This window comes from Flavobacteriales bacterium (assembly GCA_020635855.1).
In the GTDB taxonomy this organism is placed as follows: Bacteria; Bacteroidota; Bacteroidia; order JACJYZ01; family JACJYZ01; genus JACJYZ01.
Genome location: JACJYZ010000002.1, coordinates 379,234 through 396,435 on the forward strand (window position 1 = coordinate 379,234; position 17,202 = coordinate 396,435).

The 17,202-nt window shown below is 45.5% G+C and carries 13 protein-coding genes and 2 CRISPR repeat arrays; of the genes, 7 read left to right on the forward strand and 6 right to left on the reverse strand.

The features are described from left to right. Positions 1 to 110: 110 nt before the first annotated feature. From H6585_01530 to cas2, 5 genes are all read left to right on the forward strand, one after another. Positions 111 to 1,625 carry an FMN-binding glutamate synthase family protein gene (locus H6585_01530; GenBank protein MCB9447009.1) on the forward strand — a complete coding sequence of 505 codons (1,515 nt, stop codon included), beginning with the start codon at positions 111 to 113 and terminating at the stop codon, positions 1,623 to 1,625. A 78-nt stretch (positions 1,626 to 1,703) separates the two neighbouring features. Further along, a complete protein-coding gene (locus tag H6585_01535) occupies positions 1,704 to 2,102 on the forward strand; it encodes a hypothetical protein (protein ID MCB9447010.1) in 399 nt (132 codons plus the stop codon). A 509-nt stretch (positions 2,103 to 2,611) separates the two neighbouring features. Beyond that, on the forward strand, positions 2,612 to 7,246 hold the full coding sequence (locus tag H6585_01540) for a CRISPR-associated protein Csn1 (GenBank protein MCB9447011.1): 4,635 nt from the start codon (positions 2,612 to 2,614) through the stop codon (positions 7,244 to 7,246). Between the two features lie 6 nt (positions 7,247 to 7,252). After that, positions 7,253 to 8,161 (forward strand): type II CRISPR-associated endonuclease Cas1, encoded by a 909-nt coding sequence (gene cas1 / locus H6585_01545; protein ID MCB9447012.1) that lies wholly within the window; start codon positions 7,253 to 7,255, stop codon positions 8,159 to 8,161. Position 8,162: 1 nt separating this feature from the next. Further along, positions 8,163 to 8,498, forward strand: coding sequence for a CRISPR-associated endonuclease Cas2 (cas2, locus tag H6585_01550; protein ID MCB9447013.1), 336 nt, complete (start codon positions 8,163 to 8,165; stop codon positions 8,496 to 8,498). 207 nt (positions 8,499 to 8,705) lie between these two features. After that, positions 8,706 to 9,366: direct repeats of the CRISPR family, unit length 47 nt; unit sequence GTTGGATCAGGTATGTCAAAGATCAATGATTGAAAGCAATTCACAAC. Between the two features lie 29 nt (positions 9,367 to 9,395). Then, positions 9,396 to 10,364: a CRISPR direct-repeat array (repeat unit 47 nt; unit sequence GTTGGATCAGGTATGTCAAAGATCAATGATTGAAAGCAATTCACAAC). A 389-nt stretch (positions 10,365 to 10,753) separates the two neighbouring features. On the opposite strand, the gene H6585_01555 is transcribed toward cas2, so the two are convergent. Then, positions 10,754 to 11,449 (reverse strand): Crp/Fnr family transcriptional regulator, encoded by a 696-nt coding sequence (locus H6585_01555; GenBank protein ID MCB9447014.1) that lies wholly within the window; start codon positions 11,447 to 11,449, stop codon positions 10,754 to 10,756. Positions 11,450 to 11,637: 188 nt separating this feature from the next. Here H6585_01555 and H6585_01560 point away from each other — a divergent pair, with 188 nt between their 5' ends. Beyond that, the gene (locus tag H6585_01560; protein ID MCB9447015.1) at positions 11,638 to 12,309 is read left to right on the forward strand and encodes a hypothetical protein; all 672 of its coding nucleotides are present in this window, start codon (positions 11,638 to 11,640) and stop codon (positions 12,307 to 12,309) included. Between the two features lie 14 nt (positions 12,310 to 12,323). Here H6585_01560 and H6585_01565 read toward each other — a convergent pair whose 3' ends face one another. The 5 genes from H6585_01565 to H6585_01585 all read right to left on the reverse strand — a co-directional run bounded on the left by H6585_01565 (position 12,324) and on the right by H6585_01585 (position 15,768). Next, on the reverse strand, positions 12,324 to 12,911 hold the full coding sequence (locus H6585_01565) for a hypothetical protein (protein ID MCB9447016.1): 588 nt from the start codon (positions 12,909 to 12,911) through the stop codon (positions 12,324 to 12,326). An 18-nt stretch (positions 12,912 to 12,929) separates the two neighbouring features. Continuing rightward, complete coding sequence (locus H6585_01570; protein ID MCB9447017.1) at positions 12,930 to 13,910, reverse strand: hypothetical protein; 981 nt, start codon at positions 13,908 to 13,910, stop codon at positions 12,930 to 12,932. Then, positions 13,810 to 14,622, reverse strand: a complete 813-nt coding sequence (locus H6585_01575) for a hypothetical protein (protein ID MCB9447018.1) — start codon at positions 14,620 to 14,622, stop codon at positions 13,810 to 13,812. The genes H6585_01570 and H6585_01575 overlap by 101 nt, the downstream gene beginning before the upstream one ends. After that, the gene (locus H6585_01580; protein MCB9447019.1) at positions 14,622 to 15,119 is read right to left on the reverse strand and encodes a hypothetical protein; all 498 of its coding nucleotides are present in this window, start codon (positions 15,117 to 15,119) and stop codon (positions 14,622 to 14,624) included. The genes H6585_01575 and H6585_01580 overlap by 1 nt, the downstream gene beginning before the upstream one ends. A 283-nt stretch (positions 15,120 to 15,402) precedes the next feature. Then, a complete protein-coding gene (locus tag H6585_01585) occupies positions 15,403 to 15,768 on the reverse strand; it encodes a DUF1801 domain-containing protein (GenBank protein MCB9447020.1) in 366 nt (121 codons plus the stop codon). Positions 15,769 to 16,020: 252 nt separating this feature from the next. Here H6585_01585 and H6585_01590 point away from each other — a divergent pair, with 252 nt between their 5' ends. Beyond that, positions 16,021 to 17,142, forward strand: a complete 1,122-nt coding sequence (locus H6585_01590) for a Fic family protein (GenBank protein ID MCB9447021.1) — start codon at positions 16,021 to 16,023, stop codon at positions 17,140 to 17,142. Positions 17,143 to 17,202: the final 60 nt, after the last annotated feature.

The following is a 17,202-nucleotide window of genomic DNA, read 5'->3' on the forward strand; positions in this document are numbered from 1 at the left end:
TGGTGAGCAATAAACCGATCCCGGGATCATCTAACGACTAAAGACTTGCGACTCACCACTCCCACTTCATACCTTTGAACCTTCCTTCGTCTTCCTAATACCCGATCGCTATGACCGAACGCAAGCTTTTTATTCTCCTCTCCATTGTCATTCCTCTCCTTCTGGTGGCCCTGGCTTTTATCAACCTGAATTTCTTGTGGGCCTTTGTGGTTGTTGCACCCCTGGTCATCATCGGTTATGTGGACCTGCTTCAAAAAGAACATGCCATCAAACGCAACTTTCCCGTGATCGGCGAGATGCGCTACATGCTCGAGAAAATCCGGCCCGAGATCATGCAGTATTTCGTGGAGACCGATACGGAAGGCCGTCCGATCAACCGCATCTACCGCACCATGGTGTACCAGCGTGCCAAGAAGGTGAACGATACCACACCGTTCGGTACCCAAATGGAAGTATACAGCGAAGGGTATGAATGGATGGACCATTCCATTTACCCGCATTCGTCGGGTATACTGGAAAAAGAACACCGTGTGAAAGTAGGGGGTGCGCAATGCAAACAACCCTATTCGGCAAGCATGCTGAATGTATCGGCGATGAGTTTCGGCGCACTCAGCATGCGGGCGGTACAGGCCCTGAACCTGGGTGCAAAAATGGGGGGCTTTGCACATAATACGGGTGAGGGAGGCCTCAGTCCGTATCACCTGCAGCATGGCGGTGACCTGATCTGGCAAATCGGTACCGGTTACTTCGGATGCCGCACCCACGACGGCAACTTCGATCCGGATCTGTTCAAAGAGAAATCGGTATTGCCCCAGGTGAAAATGATTGAGATTAAAATCTCCCAAGGTGCCAAACCCGGGCACGGTGGCATCCTGCCCGCCAGCAAGAACACCGAAGAGATCGCAGATATCCGCGGCGTGAAACCCCATACCGATGTGCATTCACCTCCCGGACACAAGGCGTTCTCAACACCCGAAGGATGCATGGAGTTTATCGCCCGACTGCGGGAATTGTCCGGAGGCAAGCCCATAGGTTTTAAGTTATGCATCGGGAAGAAACAAGAGTTTGTGGACTTATGCGATGCCATGCTGCAGACAGGCATACGCCCCGATTTCATTACCATAGATGGGGGAGAAGGCGGCACCGGGGCGGCACCTGTTGAGTTTTCCAATTCGCTGGGAATGCCGCTGAGAGACGGATTGGCATTTGCATGTGATGTGCTTTCTGCAAAAGGATTGAAACAGGACATCAAGGTCATCGCATCCGGAAAGGTGTTCACCGGTTTTCACATGGCACGTGTCATTGCCCTGGGTGCCGACATGGTGAACAGCGCCCGCGGCATGATGCTGGCCCTCGGATGTATACAGGCATTGAGATGCAATGACAATACCTGCCCCACCGGTGTTACCACCCAAAACAAATCACTGATGAAAGGCCTGGTTGTGGAAGACAAAGCCAAACGGGTGGCCAGCTTTCATCGCGAAACCCTGCGGGCTTTCATTGAATTGATCGATGCGGCAGGATTATCCGCTCCGCATGAACTGACCCGTGCCCACATCAACCGCCGGGTAAGCATGCACAAGGTGATGACGTATGAGGAGATCTATCCGACGGTGACGGTTTGATGGTTTGTGGGTTTGTGGTTTGTAGTTTCTGGTTTGTGGTTTGTGGTTGAGTCACGGCATACCTGAGCCTGGTTGCCTATGATTGTTATTGATCGTGGTGATTGGTTAATGGTCAATTGCCAATGGTCATTAGCCAATAGATGGCCGGATGCCATTGACGCGACCAGAGGGAGCATATTACGGCGCAGCCTATTTACGCGACCGGAGGGAGCTTCTTACAAGTCTCAAGTTGGTGCTGGCGAGGACTGGCATGATTACGATGAGTTTGTTACGGACGGGTTATTAGTCAATTGCCAATGGTCATTAGTCAATATATGGCCGGATGCCATTGACGCGACCAGCGGGAGCATATTACCATTTACACGACCGGAGGGAGCTTCTTACAAGTCTCAAGTTGAGGCCGGCGAGGATTGGCATGATCGCGATGCGTTTGTCATGGACGATGTTCGCGTCAACCCTTCTGTCGATGCCATCTAAAGACTCACGACTTCCCCGGGGCACACGAATCCCCGCCCCAAGACAAGTTCGATATAAAGCTTAAATGAAATGAACCAACCTCGTGTACAACCTTACAGAGGTAAGAGCATGCAGTGATTTGGAATGTGGTGGCTTTGAAAAATGAGCACGGTCATATGGGTGGATGCCGGGATAACCTACAATGATTCCAAGTGGATGGACATCCTTGACTAATAGGCGTAATCACCTATATAACTAAAATAACCGCACCCCATGCTTGCTTTTTAATTCTACTTACCTAATTTTAAGCATCCATTTTTCTTAAGCGGAGGGCCGGGCGCGGGAGGTGTGTGGGTAAGATTCGGCTATCAGATTTTTTTATGGGAATAAAAAAAGCCTCACCGATTAGGTAGGGTTATAAAACAGAAACGACCCGTGAGGGCCGCTTCGAATGTTTTCACAACGGAATAATCCTTATTGTGAATTGCTTTCAGCATCAAATATAATAGTTCAATAATAAAGAGTCAAGCATGAAAAGGATACTAGGACTTGATTTGGGCACCAATTCCATCGGATGGGCATTGGTGAATCAGGACTTTGATAAGAAGGAAGGTATGATTGAAGCTTTGGGGGCACGCATTATACCTATGTCACAAGACATCTTAGGGAAATTTGGTAGCGGTGTTTCAATATCTCAAACCGCAGAAAGAACCCAACATAGAAGCGTTCGAAGACTATATGAGCGGGATCATCTTCGAAGGGAAAGATTGCACAGGGTGTTGAATATTTTAGGCTTTCTCCCCGATCATTACGCTAGAGCCATCGACTTTCAGAAACGCTTGGGGCAATTCAAAGATGGTATGGAAATCAAACTAAACTATGTCCCCAAACCACGACCTGAAAAACATGTTTTTCTTTTCATGGAATCTTTTCTAGAGATGGTAAGGGAATTTGAAGCCAGTGGTCATCACGGCAAAATACCTTACGATTGGACCTTGTATTATTTGCGTAAGAAAGCATTGCATCGGCCTATTTCCAAAGAAGAGCTGGCCTGGCTGATTCTTAATTTCAATCAGAAACGTGGTTATTATCAACTCAGGGGAGAAGACGCTGAAGTTGAAGATGAAGGCAAGCGGGAAGAATTTTTTGCATTAAAGGTTGAGCGCGTTGACTGCTCAGATTCAAACAGTGAGAAGGCTAAGGATATGTGGTATGATGTGCATCTTGAAAATGGATGGATCTATAAGAGAAAGAGCAAGGACCCACTAGACGGTTGGGTGGGAAAAGTAAAAGAGTTTATTGTTACAACTGAATTGGATAAGGATGGCTCTCTTAAACGCGATAAAGATGGGGAGGTCAAACGAAGCTTCAGGGCTGTGAATTCGGAGGAAGATTGGATTGCAATCAAAAAGAAAAGCGAGCACGATATTGATGAATCAGGCCAGAGTGTTGGAGAGTTTATCTATGATACATTGCTGAAAAACCCTACACAGAAGATAAGGGGTAAGTTGGTGAGAACCATTGAGCGAAAATATTATAGACGGGAACTTGAGGCAATCTTAACTGAGCAAGCAAAACATCATGCGATATTCGGTGACCAAGATGTTTACAACAAATGCATTGAAGAATTGTATCCACATAACGATGGGCATAAAACTAATATAAAAGACAAAGGGTTGATTTACCTGATAACTGAGGATATTATCTTCTATCAGCGTCCTTTAAAAAGTAAAAAATCCACGATTGCCAATTGTCAGTACGAGTGGAGCAGGTATAAAGATGACAATGGAAATGAGCATGTAGTCTTTAGGAAAGGTATACCACGATCTCATCCGCTTTTTCAGGAGTTCAGGTTATGGCAATTTCTTAAGAACCTGAAGTTGTATGTAAAAGGAAATCCGGAAGATGTGGATGTGACCCAAACGTTGCTACCTACTAATGAGGCTTGGCTGGAGTTGTTCGGTTATTTGTCAATCAGGAAGGAAACTGAACAGAAGGATATAATCAAATATTTTATTGATAAGAAATTGATTCCCAAAGCGGATAAGGATGCCTACCGCTGGAATTATGTTCAGGATAAGTCTTATCCATGTGGTGAAACCAGGGCGATGATTTTATCGCGATTGAACAAGATACCAGATATTGATGCGGATAAGTTTCTAACCGATGATATGGAAAAGCACATCTGGCATATTATATACTCAGTAAAAGATGGTGTAGAGTTTGAAAAAGCATTGAAGAAGTTTGCTGGTAAAAATGGGATTGACAAAGATGCCTTCGTGGAGCAATTCGGGAAAGTGCCGTCTTTTAAAAACGAGTATGGTAGCTATTCAGAGAAAGCACTGAAAAAGTTGGTGCCATTAATGCGTACGGGGCGCTATTGGAAAGAATCTGAAGTGCCCGATGAAGCAAAAAGCCGTGTTGAGTCCATCATGGAGCGGTTGGACTCCATTGAGTTTGACATAGACAGGATTCAGGATGTGGCTGATGACGATATTACCTCCCGGCTGTTAAGGAGTTTTATAGGTTTTAAGGATAAAAATCCTTTGAAGGGTCTGAACACTTTTCAGGCTTGTTATGCGGTGTATGGCCGCCACTCGGAAACGGGTAATATGGTTCGATGGAATGTGCCTGCCGATATAGATAAATATCTTTCGGAGTTTAAGCAACATAGTTTGCGTAACCCGATTGTGGAACAAGTGGTGACCGAAACACTCAGGGTAGTACGTGATATATGGCAACATTACGGTAATGGTTCCGAGAGGTTTTTTGATGAGATTCATGTGGAACTTGGTCGGGAGATCAAGAACCCTAAGGATAAAAGAAAAAAGTTGACGGACCGAATTACTGAAAATCAAAATACCAATGAACGTATTAAGAAGCTGCTGCAAGAATTAAAAGAAGATGCCAGTACAATGGGTGAAGTCCGACCACATTCTCCGAGCCATCAGGAAATTCTGAAAATATATGAAGAAGGTGTTTCCCAGAATGCAGCGGTTCAATATGATGAGGTCAGCGAAGATGAAGTATTGAAGATTAGAAAGAATACCAATCCCTCAAAGTCGGAGATTATTCGATATAAACTTTGGTTGGAACAGGGCTATGTCTCTCCTTATACCGGGAAAGTTATTCCCTTGAGCAGGCTTTTTACAACGGATTATCAGATTGAGCATATCATACCTCAGTCACGGTATTTTGATGACTCATTGAACAATAAGGTAATCTGTGAGAGTGCAGTGAATGAGTTGAAGGATAATGATATCGCATATGATTTCATCAAGAGCCATGGTGGTCAAAGGGTGGATCTTGGGGATGGTAAAACTGTGGATGTTTTGGACATTGAAACGTATAAAAATCATTGTGGTTCTTATTTTAAAAACAATCGAAATAAGCTGAAAATGCTGTTGAGCGAAGACATTCCTGATGGTTTTATAGAGCGGCAAATGAATGATTCACGGTATATCAGTAAATTGGTCAAAGGCTTGCTCAGTTGCCTTGTCCGGGAAGAAAATGAGCAGGAAGCTACTTCCAAAAATATTGTTACCGTACCGGGAGCAATCACTGCTGTGCTTAGGAATGATTGGGGGCTGAATGATAAATGGAATGCGTTGGTGGCTCCGCGTTTTCAAAGACTGAATGAATTGACCAACTCGCAGGACTATGGGTATTGGGATAACAGTATCAATGCATTCCGGATTCAGGTACCTGATTCGATATCCAAAGGGTTCAGCAAAAAACGAATTGATCACAGGCACCATGCCTTGGATGCACTGGTTATAGCATGTACCACCAAAGACCACGTCAACTATATCACTTCGTTGAATACAGAAAGGAACAATTATGCCTTGGTTTCTAAGCTAAGGGTGATGGAGGAAATAGAAAAAGTTAATAGAAATACGGGTGAAATATTCAAAAGAAAGGTGGCCAAATCCTACCACGCACCTTGGCCTTCTTTTGCTACTGATGCAGCAGATCAACTGGCTGCCTTGGTGGTTAGTTTCAAGCAGAATCTTCGCGTTATCAATAAAACCCGTAACAAGTATTGGTCCTATAAAGATGAGAACGGAGATTTGCGATTGGGTAAAAATGGCAAGCCCAAAAAGGAATTGGTCCAACAGGTCCGTGGAGACAGTTGGGCAATTCGAAAGCCATTGCACAAAGATACGGTCTCAGGCAAAGTGAGCCTAAAGCGGAAACGTTCCTCAACTGTTTCCCTAAATACAGCATTGGATGCTTGGGAAATGATTGTTGATAAAGACATAAAGGAACAGGTAAAGGCGGTGGTTGAGGCCAATCGGGGTGATTTGAAGAAAGCCAAAAAACATTTGAAAGGGAATCCTGTAAGTATGAATGGAAAGGTTGTTGAGCGTGTTGAGATGTATGAAATCATTGAGGCTACGGCTGTGAGAGTGGAGTTGACGGATGCCTTTACCCGCAAGCAATTGAATAGTATTACGGATACCGGCATACAGAAGATCCTTGAAAATCATGTCAAGCATTATGTGGATGAAAAAGGTAGTGAACGCTTTGATTTGGCATTCAATCCGGAAGGCGTGGAGGAAATGAACCGGAATATGCAGAACCTGAATGACGGCAAACCGCACCAACCTATACGGAAGGTTCGAGTTTACGAGGTGGGTGGTAAGTTCAGTGTAGGTCATGTTGGCAATAAGAAGGATAAGTATGTGGAGGCGGCTAAGGGAACTAACCTCTTTTTTGCCATCTATTGGAACGAAGAGAAACAGAAGAGAGAGTATGATACCATTCCGCTTAATCTGGTGGTGGAGCACCAAAAGCAGGTAGCGGGTTTGCCAAAGAAAGACCGCGCGCCCATTCCTCCCAATCCTGAAAAAGGCACATTCCTTTTTTCACTTTCACCCAATGACCTGGTATATGTGCCAACTGAGGAAGAAGCAGAGAATCCTGGAAAGGTTGATTTTAGGAATCTTAGTAATGAACAGATTGGAAGAATATATAAGATGGTTAGTGCTTCGTCATATCAATGTTTCTATATAAGGGCTGATGTTGCTACAACCATTGTAAACAAGCAGGAATTTACCCCATTAAATAAAATGGAAAGAGATATTGATGGAAATATGATTAAAGATTGTTGTTGGAAGTTAACTGTAGATAGGGTTGGAAGGATTACAGGATTTGTAAAATAGAAAGCAGTGATCAAGCGCACCCTTGCCATCACATCACCAGCTTACCTTTCGCTTCGCCAAAAGCAAATGGTGCTTGAAAAAAAGGATGAAGAGGGAGAGAAGGTCGAGAAAACCGTGCCGATTGAAGACATCGGAACATTGGTGTTGGAAGATCCACGCGTTACCATCACACACGGATTGATCGCTGCACTGCTGGCGAATAACGTAGCCCTCGTTACGTGCGATGAAAAGTACCACCCCACGGGCATGATGCTGAACCTGTGTGGCAACACCACGCAAGCAGAGAGTTTCCGGCAGCAGGCCGATGCCAGCCAGCCTTTGAAAAAACAACTTTGGCAGCAAGTGGTCAAAGCCAAGATTACAAACCAGGCCACCGTACTGGCAAATGCCGGCGGTGAAGTGCAAATGCTTTTGGAGGCTGCAAAAGGAGTTAAAAGCGGGGACGTGGATAACCGCGAAGGCATGGCCGCCATGTATTACTGGCCACGGTTATTTGAACGGTATCCCGGATTTACGCGGGGACGTGGCGCGGGGTATCCGAACAGCCTGCTGAATTACGGATATGCCATCTTAAGAGCGGTAACGGCTCGCAGCCTGGTAAGCAGTGGCTTGCTGCCTACGCTGGGCATTTTTCACCACAACCGGTACAACCAATATTGCTTAGCAGATGATATGATGGAACCTTACCGTCCGTTTGTGGACCAGTTGGTGGCTGGGATGGTTGAAGAAGAGAATGAGGTTCCTGACGTGTTGGGAAAATCACATAAAGAAAAGTTGCTGACCGTTCCTACCCTTACAGTTGTGATGAATGGGAAGCAACGTCCGTTGATGATCGCAGCTTCGGAGACATCCGCTTCTTTGTTACGCTGCTTCAATGGAGATCAACGCAAATTGATGCTGCCTGTATTGGAATGAAATGAGTGAACGGTTCAACGCCTACCGGATCATGTGGATGATGGTGTTTTTTGATCTGCCCACGGAAACCAAGCGGGACAGGCGCAACGCGGCCGGGTTTCGCAAGCGCCTGATCCAGGATGGCTTTACCATGATGCAGTTCAGCGTATATGTTCGCCATTGTTCCAGTTCAGAGAACATGGAGGTGCACAGAAAGCGAGTGAAAAAATCCTTGCCCCCCAAGGGAAGTGTGAACATACTCACCGTAACCGATAACCAGTTCGGGCGCATGGAAATCTTTTACAATACCAAACCCAGGGAAAAAGTAGAAGTGCCGCAACAATTGGAATTGTTCTGACCGCCGGTTCTCCTTCAAATTAGAAACAAAAAAAACCGGCCCTTTTACAGAGCCGGTTTGGATACCGATCCATTTTTTGCTTGGGTCATTTTACCTGAAATCCTTTACGCACAAGGCATATAGCCAAGTACGTTGGATCAGGTATGTCAAAGATCAATGATTGAAAGCAATTCACAACCAGATGCTTTGGAATCATTAAAAGATGCTGTTGGATCAGGTATGTCAAAGATCAATGATTGAAAGCAATTCACAACGGATCGGAACAACAACACCAACCCTGGCTAGTTGGATCAGGTATGTCAAAGATCAATGATTGAAAGCAATTCACAACCAATTGAGGTGACATCCACCGCACCTCCCGGTTGGATCAGGTATGTCAAAGATCAATGATTGAAAGCAATTCACAACTCGCCACGTTCACTTCACACCATGAACTCGTTGGATCAGGTATGTCAAAGATCAATGATTGAAAGCAATTCACAACTGTAATTCCCCGCCCCAAGATGTCGTGCAGTTGGATCAGGTATGTCAAAGATCAATGATTGAAAGCAATTCACAACCTGATGTCCATCATCATTTGTGATGATCACGTTGGATCAGGTATGTCAAAGATCAATGATTGAAAGCAATTCACAACTTCTTCCAATGGCATATTTGCCGGGACCGCGTTGGATCAGGTATGTCAAAGATCAATGATTGAAAGCAATTCACAACTGATCAGGTCAATGTTTTTTTGCACGGCATGTTGGATCAGGTATGTCAAAGATCAATGATTGAAAGCAATTCACAACTCATTGTCAATGATGATGGTATTCCGATCGGTTGGATCAGGTATGTCAAAGATCAATGATTGAAAGCAATTCACAACTGGTTACATCCGGTCGGGAAAACAGATCGGTTGGATCAGGTATGTCAAAGATCAATGATTGAAAGCAATTCACAACCAGGTGCTTTGGAATCATTAAAAGATGCTGGTTGGATCAGGTATGTCAAAGATCAATGATTGAAAGCAATTCACAACAGGAATATCAAATGATAGTCCTGCAACAATGTTGGATCAGGTATGTCAAAGATCAATGATTGAAAGCAATTCACAACCTTCACCCGCCTTCATTCCCGCCAGCTTCTGTTGGATCAGGTATGTCAAAGATCAATGATTGAAAGCAATTCACAACATCTTCAGCAACCATCTTTTGTGCAAGCCGTTGGATCAGGTATGTCAAAGATCAATGATTGAAAGCAATTCACAACTAGCGCTGGTATTACCATCGGCATCTATCTGTTGGATCAGGTATGTCAAAGATCAATGATTGAAAGCAATTCACAACCGGTTACACAAAGAAAGAGACGAACAACGAGTTGGATCAGGTATGTCAAAGATCAATGATTGAAAGCAATTCACAACTAAATAACCGGGTTGCATCCTTAAGAAGTTGTTGGATCAGGTATGTCAAAGATCAATGATTGAAAGCAATTCACAACGCGAATTTGCGGGCCGCATTTTTCTTATTGGTTGGATCAGGTATGTCAAAGATCAATGATTGAAAGCAATTCACAACCAGGTAATTTACCTCTACCTCCTTTACAAAGTTGGATCAGGTATGTCAAAGATCAATGATTGAAAGCAATTCACAACGTAAGAGTAACGACCGAAAATCCTTTCTGGGTTGGATCAGGTATGTCAAAGATCAATGATTGAAAGCAATTCACAACGGATTCATTTATTCCTTCCCAAATGGTAGGTTGGATCAGGTATGTCAAAGATCAATGATTGAAAGCAATTCACAACCTCCCTTGTGATATATGAACTGATCTGATCGTTGGATCAGGTATGTCAAAGATCAATGATTGAAAGCAATTCACAACTTTATTGCTTCGATCAGTTCTTTGGTGAGCGTTGGATCAGGTATGTCAAAGATCAATACCCATCGAAAGGAAAATACATTTCATTTCAGCGGAACTGCAAGCTATAAGATATACAGACGAAGGTACAACCTTCGCCTAACACTCAGGCAACTAGTCGTAAGTCTTTAGTCGTTAGTAGCAAGTCCAAAGATAGCCAGATGCCATTGATACGACCGGCAACAGCATACAGCAACAGCCAACAAAAAGAGTTCACTTGCTGCGATCATCTATCGTCTAAAATCTCACTTATGCTATTTAATGTCTTCCTTACCTTTACCGCTATGGGAGCACGCTATCGCATGCAGAAGTGAAGCAAAGGGAGGGTGAGATGGCACACACTGGCCAGTGCTTCATTTTATGTTCTCCAATGCCTGCTTGTCAGGAATGCCAATGGACTTTCCGTCCAGGTTGATGATGCCTTTCTTGTTGAATTCACTTAGGGTGCGCACCACAGACTCGTAGGTAGTGCCGCTCAAATTGGCGATGTCTTTTCTGGAAAGGGTATAGGTAAGTTGTTTTGAACTCCTTTCAATGCCGAACTTTTCATAGTTAAGTAAGATGGCCCGCGCGATGCGTTTCTTCACGCTGGTGTTGTACATTTCCCTGGAGTTTGCTTCCGAATGATGCAACTCTTCGGCAAAAAAGTTCATGAGATAAAAACAAAGCCCGTTATTGGCTTTTAATAATTTGTTGAATATCTCGTCAGGAATGAAGGTAACCGTGGTGTGGGTCAAAGCTGTTGCGGATACAGGATATTTGTGGTTTCCACCCAATCCACGGTGACCAAGGATTTCTCCATCGGTGGCCAGCCGCAGGAGTTGTTCTTTGCCTTTCCCGTAAGAAGCTATTACTTTAACTTTGCCTGTATCGATAACATACATGCCATTCACTTGTTGTCCTTCCTTGAATATCTTTTCTCCTTTCTGGAATTCAAAAGTTTTCTTGTACAATTCTATAAGCGGGTACCATTCGGGTCCGCAATGCTGATACAGGAAGGATTGGTTGTTCCCTGCCAATGTTTTCTGGGTTGATTTGGTCTTTTTCATAATCCTGTATGAAAGGAAATGCAGGTTAAAAGTTATGCAAATGTTCCGGGTTAGGAGTGAAAAAAACAAAGATTCCCCGGGATTTTTGTATCCATGAGCCCTTTCTATCGTCTAAAGTCTAACGTCTCACGTCTATCGTCTAAAGTCTCACATCTGATGTCCAAAGTCTTCCCTACCTTTATCACAACATGACACCATTCCCGGCATACATCGCCCTGATTTTCGGGATCACCACCCTGGTAACCGTATGCTGGTTTTTCCTGGCATCCCGGTCCAAAACGTTCCTGTTGGTTGCGGTGTGCTGGACCCTCCTTCAGGCTGTTCTCGGGTATGCGGGTGTGTATGAAGATGCGATGACGATCCCGCCGCGGATCATGGTGTTGGGTGTGTTGCCGGCCATCCTCATGATCGTGGTGGCGTTCAACACGCGCAAGGGAAGGATGTTCATCGACGGGGTTTCGCTGAAAACGCTCACTGCCATGCACACCATCCGCATTGCCGTGGAGGTGGTGCTGGCGTTGCTGTATCACCAGGGTGCCGTCTCGCGCTACATGACGTTCGAAGGAACCAACTTTGACATCCTGTCCGGACTCACAGCCCTGCCCGTTGCCGTGCTGGCTTTCCGTGCACATAAGTTGAACAGGAAAATGCTGCTGGTGTGGAACGTGGTGTGCCTGCTGTTGCTGCTGAATGTGGTGATCACGGCCCTGTTTGCGGTACCCACACCGTTCCAGCTGATTTCCATGAACCAGCCCAATGTGGCGGTGTTGTACTTTCCCTTCCACTTGCTGCCTACGGTAGTGGTGCCCCTGGTGTTGTTCGCACACCTGATTGTGATCAGGAAACTGCGGCGCATCTGATCCTTCCCGGTTAATCAGGATGCGTGTGGATGTTGCTGGCGCTTCGGAGCGAACAAGCGCCGGATCCTGAGTGTTGCAATATGAAAGATCAGGGTGATGGCCAGGAATTCCAGTAATTTCAGGAAAGAATAGAGGATGGAAACCAGCGGGTACGTCAGCGTTGACCAACTGCTTGGCAGGAAATCCCTGTGGAGGCTGGTTACCCATATCACGAAATATTCAAAGTAAAAAAGGGAGATCAGCCATGTGCTGATCAAGATCCGGAAGACAGAAGAACGCCGCAAAAAACGGAACCACAGCAACTGGGTTAACAGGAACCAACTGGCACCCAAACCTCCGTACGCGAACCAATACGGGCCGGTGAGCCGGCTCACAAAAACGCGTCTTTCGGTTTCATATGCAGGGGCCAGCAAATAGTGGCAAACCACAAGGAACCATAGCAAGCCGGCTATGGACACCACCCGGCAGGCGTCCCTGTCAAATGCAGCTTGCCATTCCTTTTGACGTAAATAACTTCTGGTTATGATATACAGCAGTGAATACAATCCGAAGCCCACCACCAGGTCGGAATTCAGGAAAACTTTCACGAGGTAAGCAGCCATCGTTCTTTGGCGATTGGGTCAGGCACTGATCTCCCAGACCAGAAATTTGCCGTTGATGTTTTTCATCACAATTTCTTTGACACGATGTCCTTTCAGGATCTTGAACACCCACATGGGATCCTGTCCGAGTGCCACGCGCATGTCCATCGAGAACTGTTCCTGATCATTGATATCTACCTGATCGAGGCCGTTCATCAGTTCACGCACCGTTTTAAAAATACCGGATGCATCGGTGGAGCGTTCATGGCGTGCGGACCGGGTGAAGAACAGGGTCTGGTTGTCTGTGTATATTTCAATGCCCGGCGCCAGCGCTTCCATCATGGTTTCGTTGTCGCCAGATGTGAGTGCGTGAAGGGTGTTTTCAAAAGATGGAAGATCGGGTACTTTGGTGTTTTCTTTCGGATAAACATTCATGATTTTGATGCTTGACAACCGACCGTCAAGATCAATCTCGAAAGAGAAATTTGTGTGTTCATACTCCCAGCGGTCTCCGTATTCGCCGGCGCTTTCCTTGCTGCCGGGGCGACCGGCGATGCGTTTCACTTCCGATGCAGGCATGCCGAGTTTCAGTCCTTTGAATCCCGGATCCATTTCACTGTTGGTGCCGGTGAACTGGATGGACCAGATCACAGCGGTATCTTCCGGCGCATACTCAAAGATCATGTAGGCGGTGGAGTCAGGAGAAACAATGTGCGCCTGGTATTCATATCCGTCATCAAATTTGCCTTTTTCCAGGACGGCGCCGAATTCATTTTCCGATGTTTTCCTGAATTGGCCCAGCCTGAAGCCGTTCAACTCGTTCACGAATTCCTGCGCGTTCAACAGGGTACATGCACACAAAAGGGAGAGTAAAAAGATTGATTTTTTAGTCATGATCGTATCTGTTAATTGTAAAACATCAGCTGCATCCGCCACACCCACTGCACCCGCCACATCCGCTACATCCACTACATCCACTGTCACCACTGCACCCGCTGTCTCCGCCGCATCCGCTTCCATGACCGGAGTCATATGAGCTGTCGAAGGAACCGGAGTCAAAGTCGTACCAGTATCCGCATCCGCTGCACCCGCTGTCGAAACCTTTTTGCTGTTGTTCGAATTCTTCCATCAGGTGCCGGTCGATCTGTTTCAGCAAATCAAAGTCGATGTTGGGTATGAGAAAAATGTTGCCTTTGATTGTCAACAGCAGTTCCAACGCCTTTCTTTTGTCGTTGTGGATGAGGTTGGGGAGTTCTTTTTCCAGTTGATTCATGGCACCATCGATCTGCTGTTTTGCTTTTGTGCCCGAAGCTGTCAGGCGTAGCCTACCGAGAAAGAAATGCGGGAGACCTCTTTTGAAGTGACCTTCCAGACCGGGTGATGTCAGAAGATGTTTATTAATGAATTTGAGCCGGTCACCGGCATTTTGCACGCCGATGGTCACCAGGTGCTTGAACAGGATGCGGATGGTTTTGCTTTTTATGTACGGTGCCAGGAAAACCATTTCGTGCGGCATGGCCTTGTATGATTCCAGGTTTTTTCCCGCAACGATGTACATGTTGGTCCGCTCTCTTTCCCTCGGATGGGCCTTGCTCTTGGCATAGGTGATGCGCAATACCCGCTTGAGCAGAAGGTCCATAAATGTAAACTTCAGGATGTCGCGCAAACCGGCATCGTCCTGTCGCTGGATCAGCAAGGTTTCGGCAGGGGTGAGGGTCGACAGCAATTCCATCAGTGCAACTTGAATGTGGGTTTGGGCAGCACCCAGTTCCGGTGTCGGTTCACCCGGGTGAAGTTCAATTCCCCGAAACGAATTTTGCTTGATGGCCAGATGTCCTCAGGGGCTTCGTCCTTAAAAACTTCCGCATAGCGCTTTTTGGTTTCGGCGTACCAATCGTTGTATTTGTCCTTTTCCGCCTGGCCTCCTTTGGTGGGACCGTGATGAATGTCGCGACCGAGAAGGTTTTTGCACATGTCAATCCAGTAGGAGCGGGTATAAATCAGGTGGAGATGCCAGGCCTGGTCTACCTGGTCGGAGGGGGTCAACGGGTGATCGGTGATGCAGAGCAGGAAGATGAATTTTTTATACTCTTCTGTGGTTCTGATGGCGTACTCGAGTGGCCATCCGTTCTCGCGTGCCAGGCGGTCGGTGAAGGTGAATTCGGATGTGTCGTCGTCGATCTCAAACGCGTGGATACGGGTCCAGAGTCGGGTTTGCTCTTCAGTCATCAGGGGTAATCAACTGGAATGTGAAGATATCTGTTTATGTGTTATATGCGTTCTCCTCTGGTATATCATTTGTGTTTTTGTCATCTGCTCCTTTCCTCCTTTACCCCTTTACCCCCTTACTTCTTTACTTCCTTACTTCTTTACTTCCTTACTTTTTTACTCCTTTACTTCTTTGCTCTTTTTCCATTTTCCCTTGCCCTTGCTCTTGCTCTTGCTCTTGCTCTTGCCCTTGCTCTTGCTCTTGCTCTTGCCCTTGCCCTTGCCCTTGCCCTTGCTCTTGCCCTTATTCCCCATCCTTCATCTTCATCCATTCCCTGATCACCTGTTCCAGTGCCTTCTTTTTCTTTTCAATGTCCTTCATGTCGGTGAACATTGCCGAGCGTGCCACTTCTCCGTCGCCTTCCAGCAGGCCGGATTTGTCGGGGATGCTGGCCCCGTAATGGAACATCAGGCTCACGTGCTTTTTGGCATTCATGAAGAAGGAAGCGATGTTGCCTTTGTAGACGAAGGTGGGCGAACTCCATTTCACATCTTCGGTGATGGCATCGCTCACGTTCAGGATGATCTCCCGCACCCGTTGAATTTCAGGTGTCAGCGGGTTGTTCTTTTTTGCGATGAGCTCGTCGACTTTTTTGTTGTAGGTAGGCATGGGTGTAGGGGTTGAATGTTGTGGCAATTTAATGCATCGAAATCATATCACCACCTTACGTCCGGTATACAACCGTGTTGTATATCATCCGGTCGTAGAAGCGTGTGGTGTTGGTTTTCAAGACATCTAAATATTTGACGTAAATGAACGCTTTCTGCACTCATGTTCATTTTTTGTAATAAAATGGACAAATGGTTTGGAGGATTTAAAAAATGAACATATTTTTGATATATGTCCAAAAATGTCCAATAAATGAACAAGTCAAAAACAGTGAAGTTTGATCGCAATATTCCATTTAACGACTTGCCAGATTTGCCACCCTCTGAAAAGATAGTTGATAAAGAGGTTCTAAGCAAATGGGGTTTGGCATCAAGAGCATTGGCTGAATTAAATGGAAACACTAAGCGAATGCCCAACCCATTGATGCTTGTTAACACCATTTCTTTACAGGAAGCACAAAGTTCCACTGCCATTGAAAATATCTTTACCACGGAAGATGAACTATACAAAGCCGTATCAGACACGGTTAAGGAAAATACAGCAAACCCAGCTACGAAAGAGGTATTAAGGTATAGGGAGGCATTGTGGGAAGGCTACAACACATGGGTTAAAAAGAAAACATTTGATAAGTCAGTTGCGGTAAAAATATTTCGGCAGATAAAAAATACCCGGCAAGGTATTCGTCCACCTCAATCACAAGTGGTAATTAAAAGAGGGCAAAGTGAATTCAAACCGGGAGAAATAGTTTATACACCACCACGTGGATCGGGAATTATAGAGGATAAGCTGGATAACCTTTTTCAATTTTTCAAATCAAATAGTACATTCGATCCATTGTTGAAAATGGCAATTGCACACTATCAGTTTGAGGCAATACACCCATTCACGGATGGAAACGGAAGAGCGGGACGTATACTAAATCTGCTATACCTGGTAGACCAAAACCTGTTATCCCATCCTGTTCTCTATTTGAGTAAGTATATCATTCATCACAAGGATGAGTATTATCACTGCCTGGCTGGAGTTACTCAAAGAGGCGCATGGAAACCCTGGCTTTTATATATGCTCGGTGCTGTCCATCAAACAGCACAGCTAACCAATCAGAAAATTGATGAGATTTTGGAGCAAATGGCAGCAACGTACAAGTACGCAAATGCCAAGGTGAAATGGTATACTTATGAATTGAATCAGGCACTATTTTCACAACCTTATATCAAACAAAAGTTGGTTGGAGAAATACTGGGCGCTCGGAGTAGAACAACCCTTACCAAGTACATGCTTCAGTTGACGGACTTGGGCGTGTTATCCGCGCAGGTGGATGGCAGAGAAGTATATTACGTCAACGATGATCTTGTTCGGATTCTTCAATCCTGATCGGTACTCGTTAATGTCATTTCGGGATATATCGGTAAGATTCTATTTTCAAATAATATG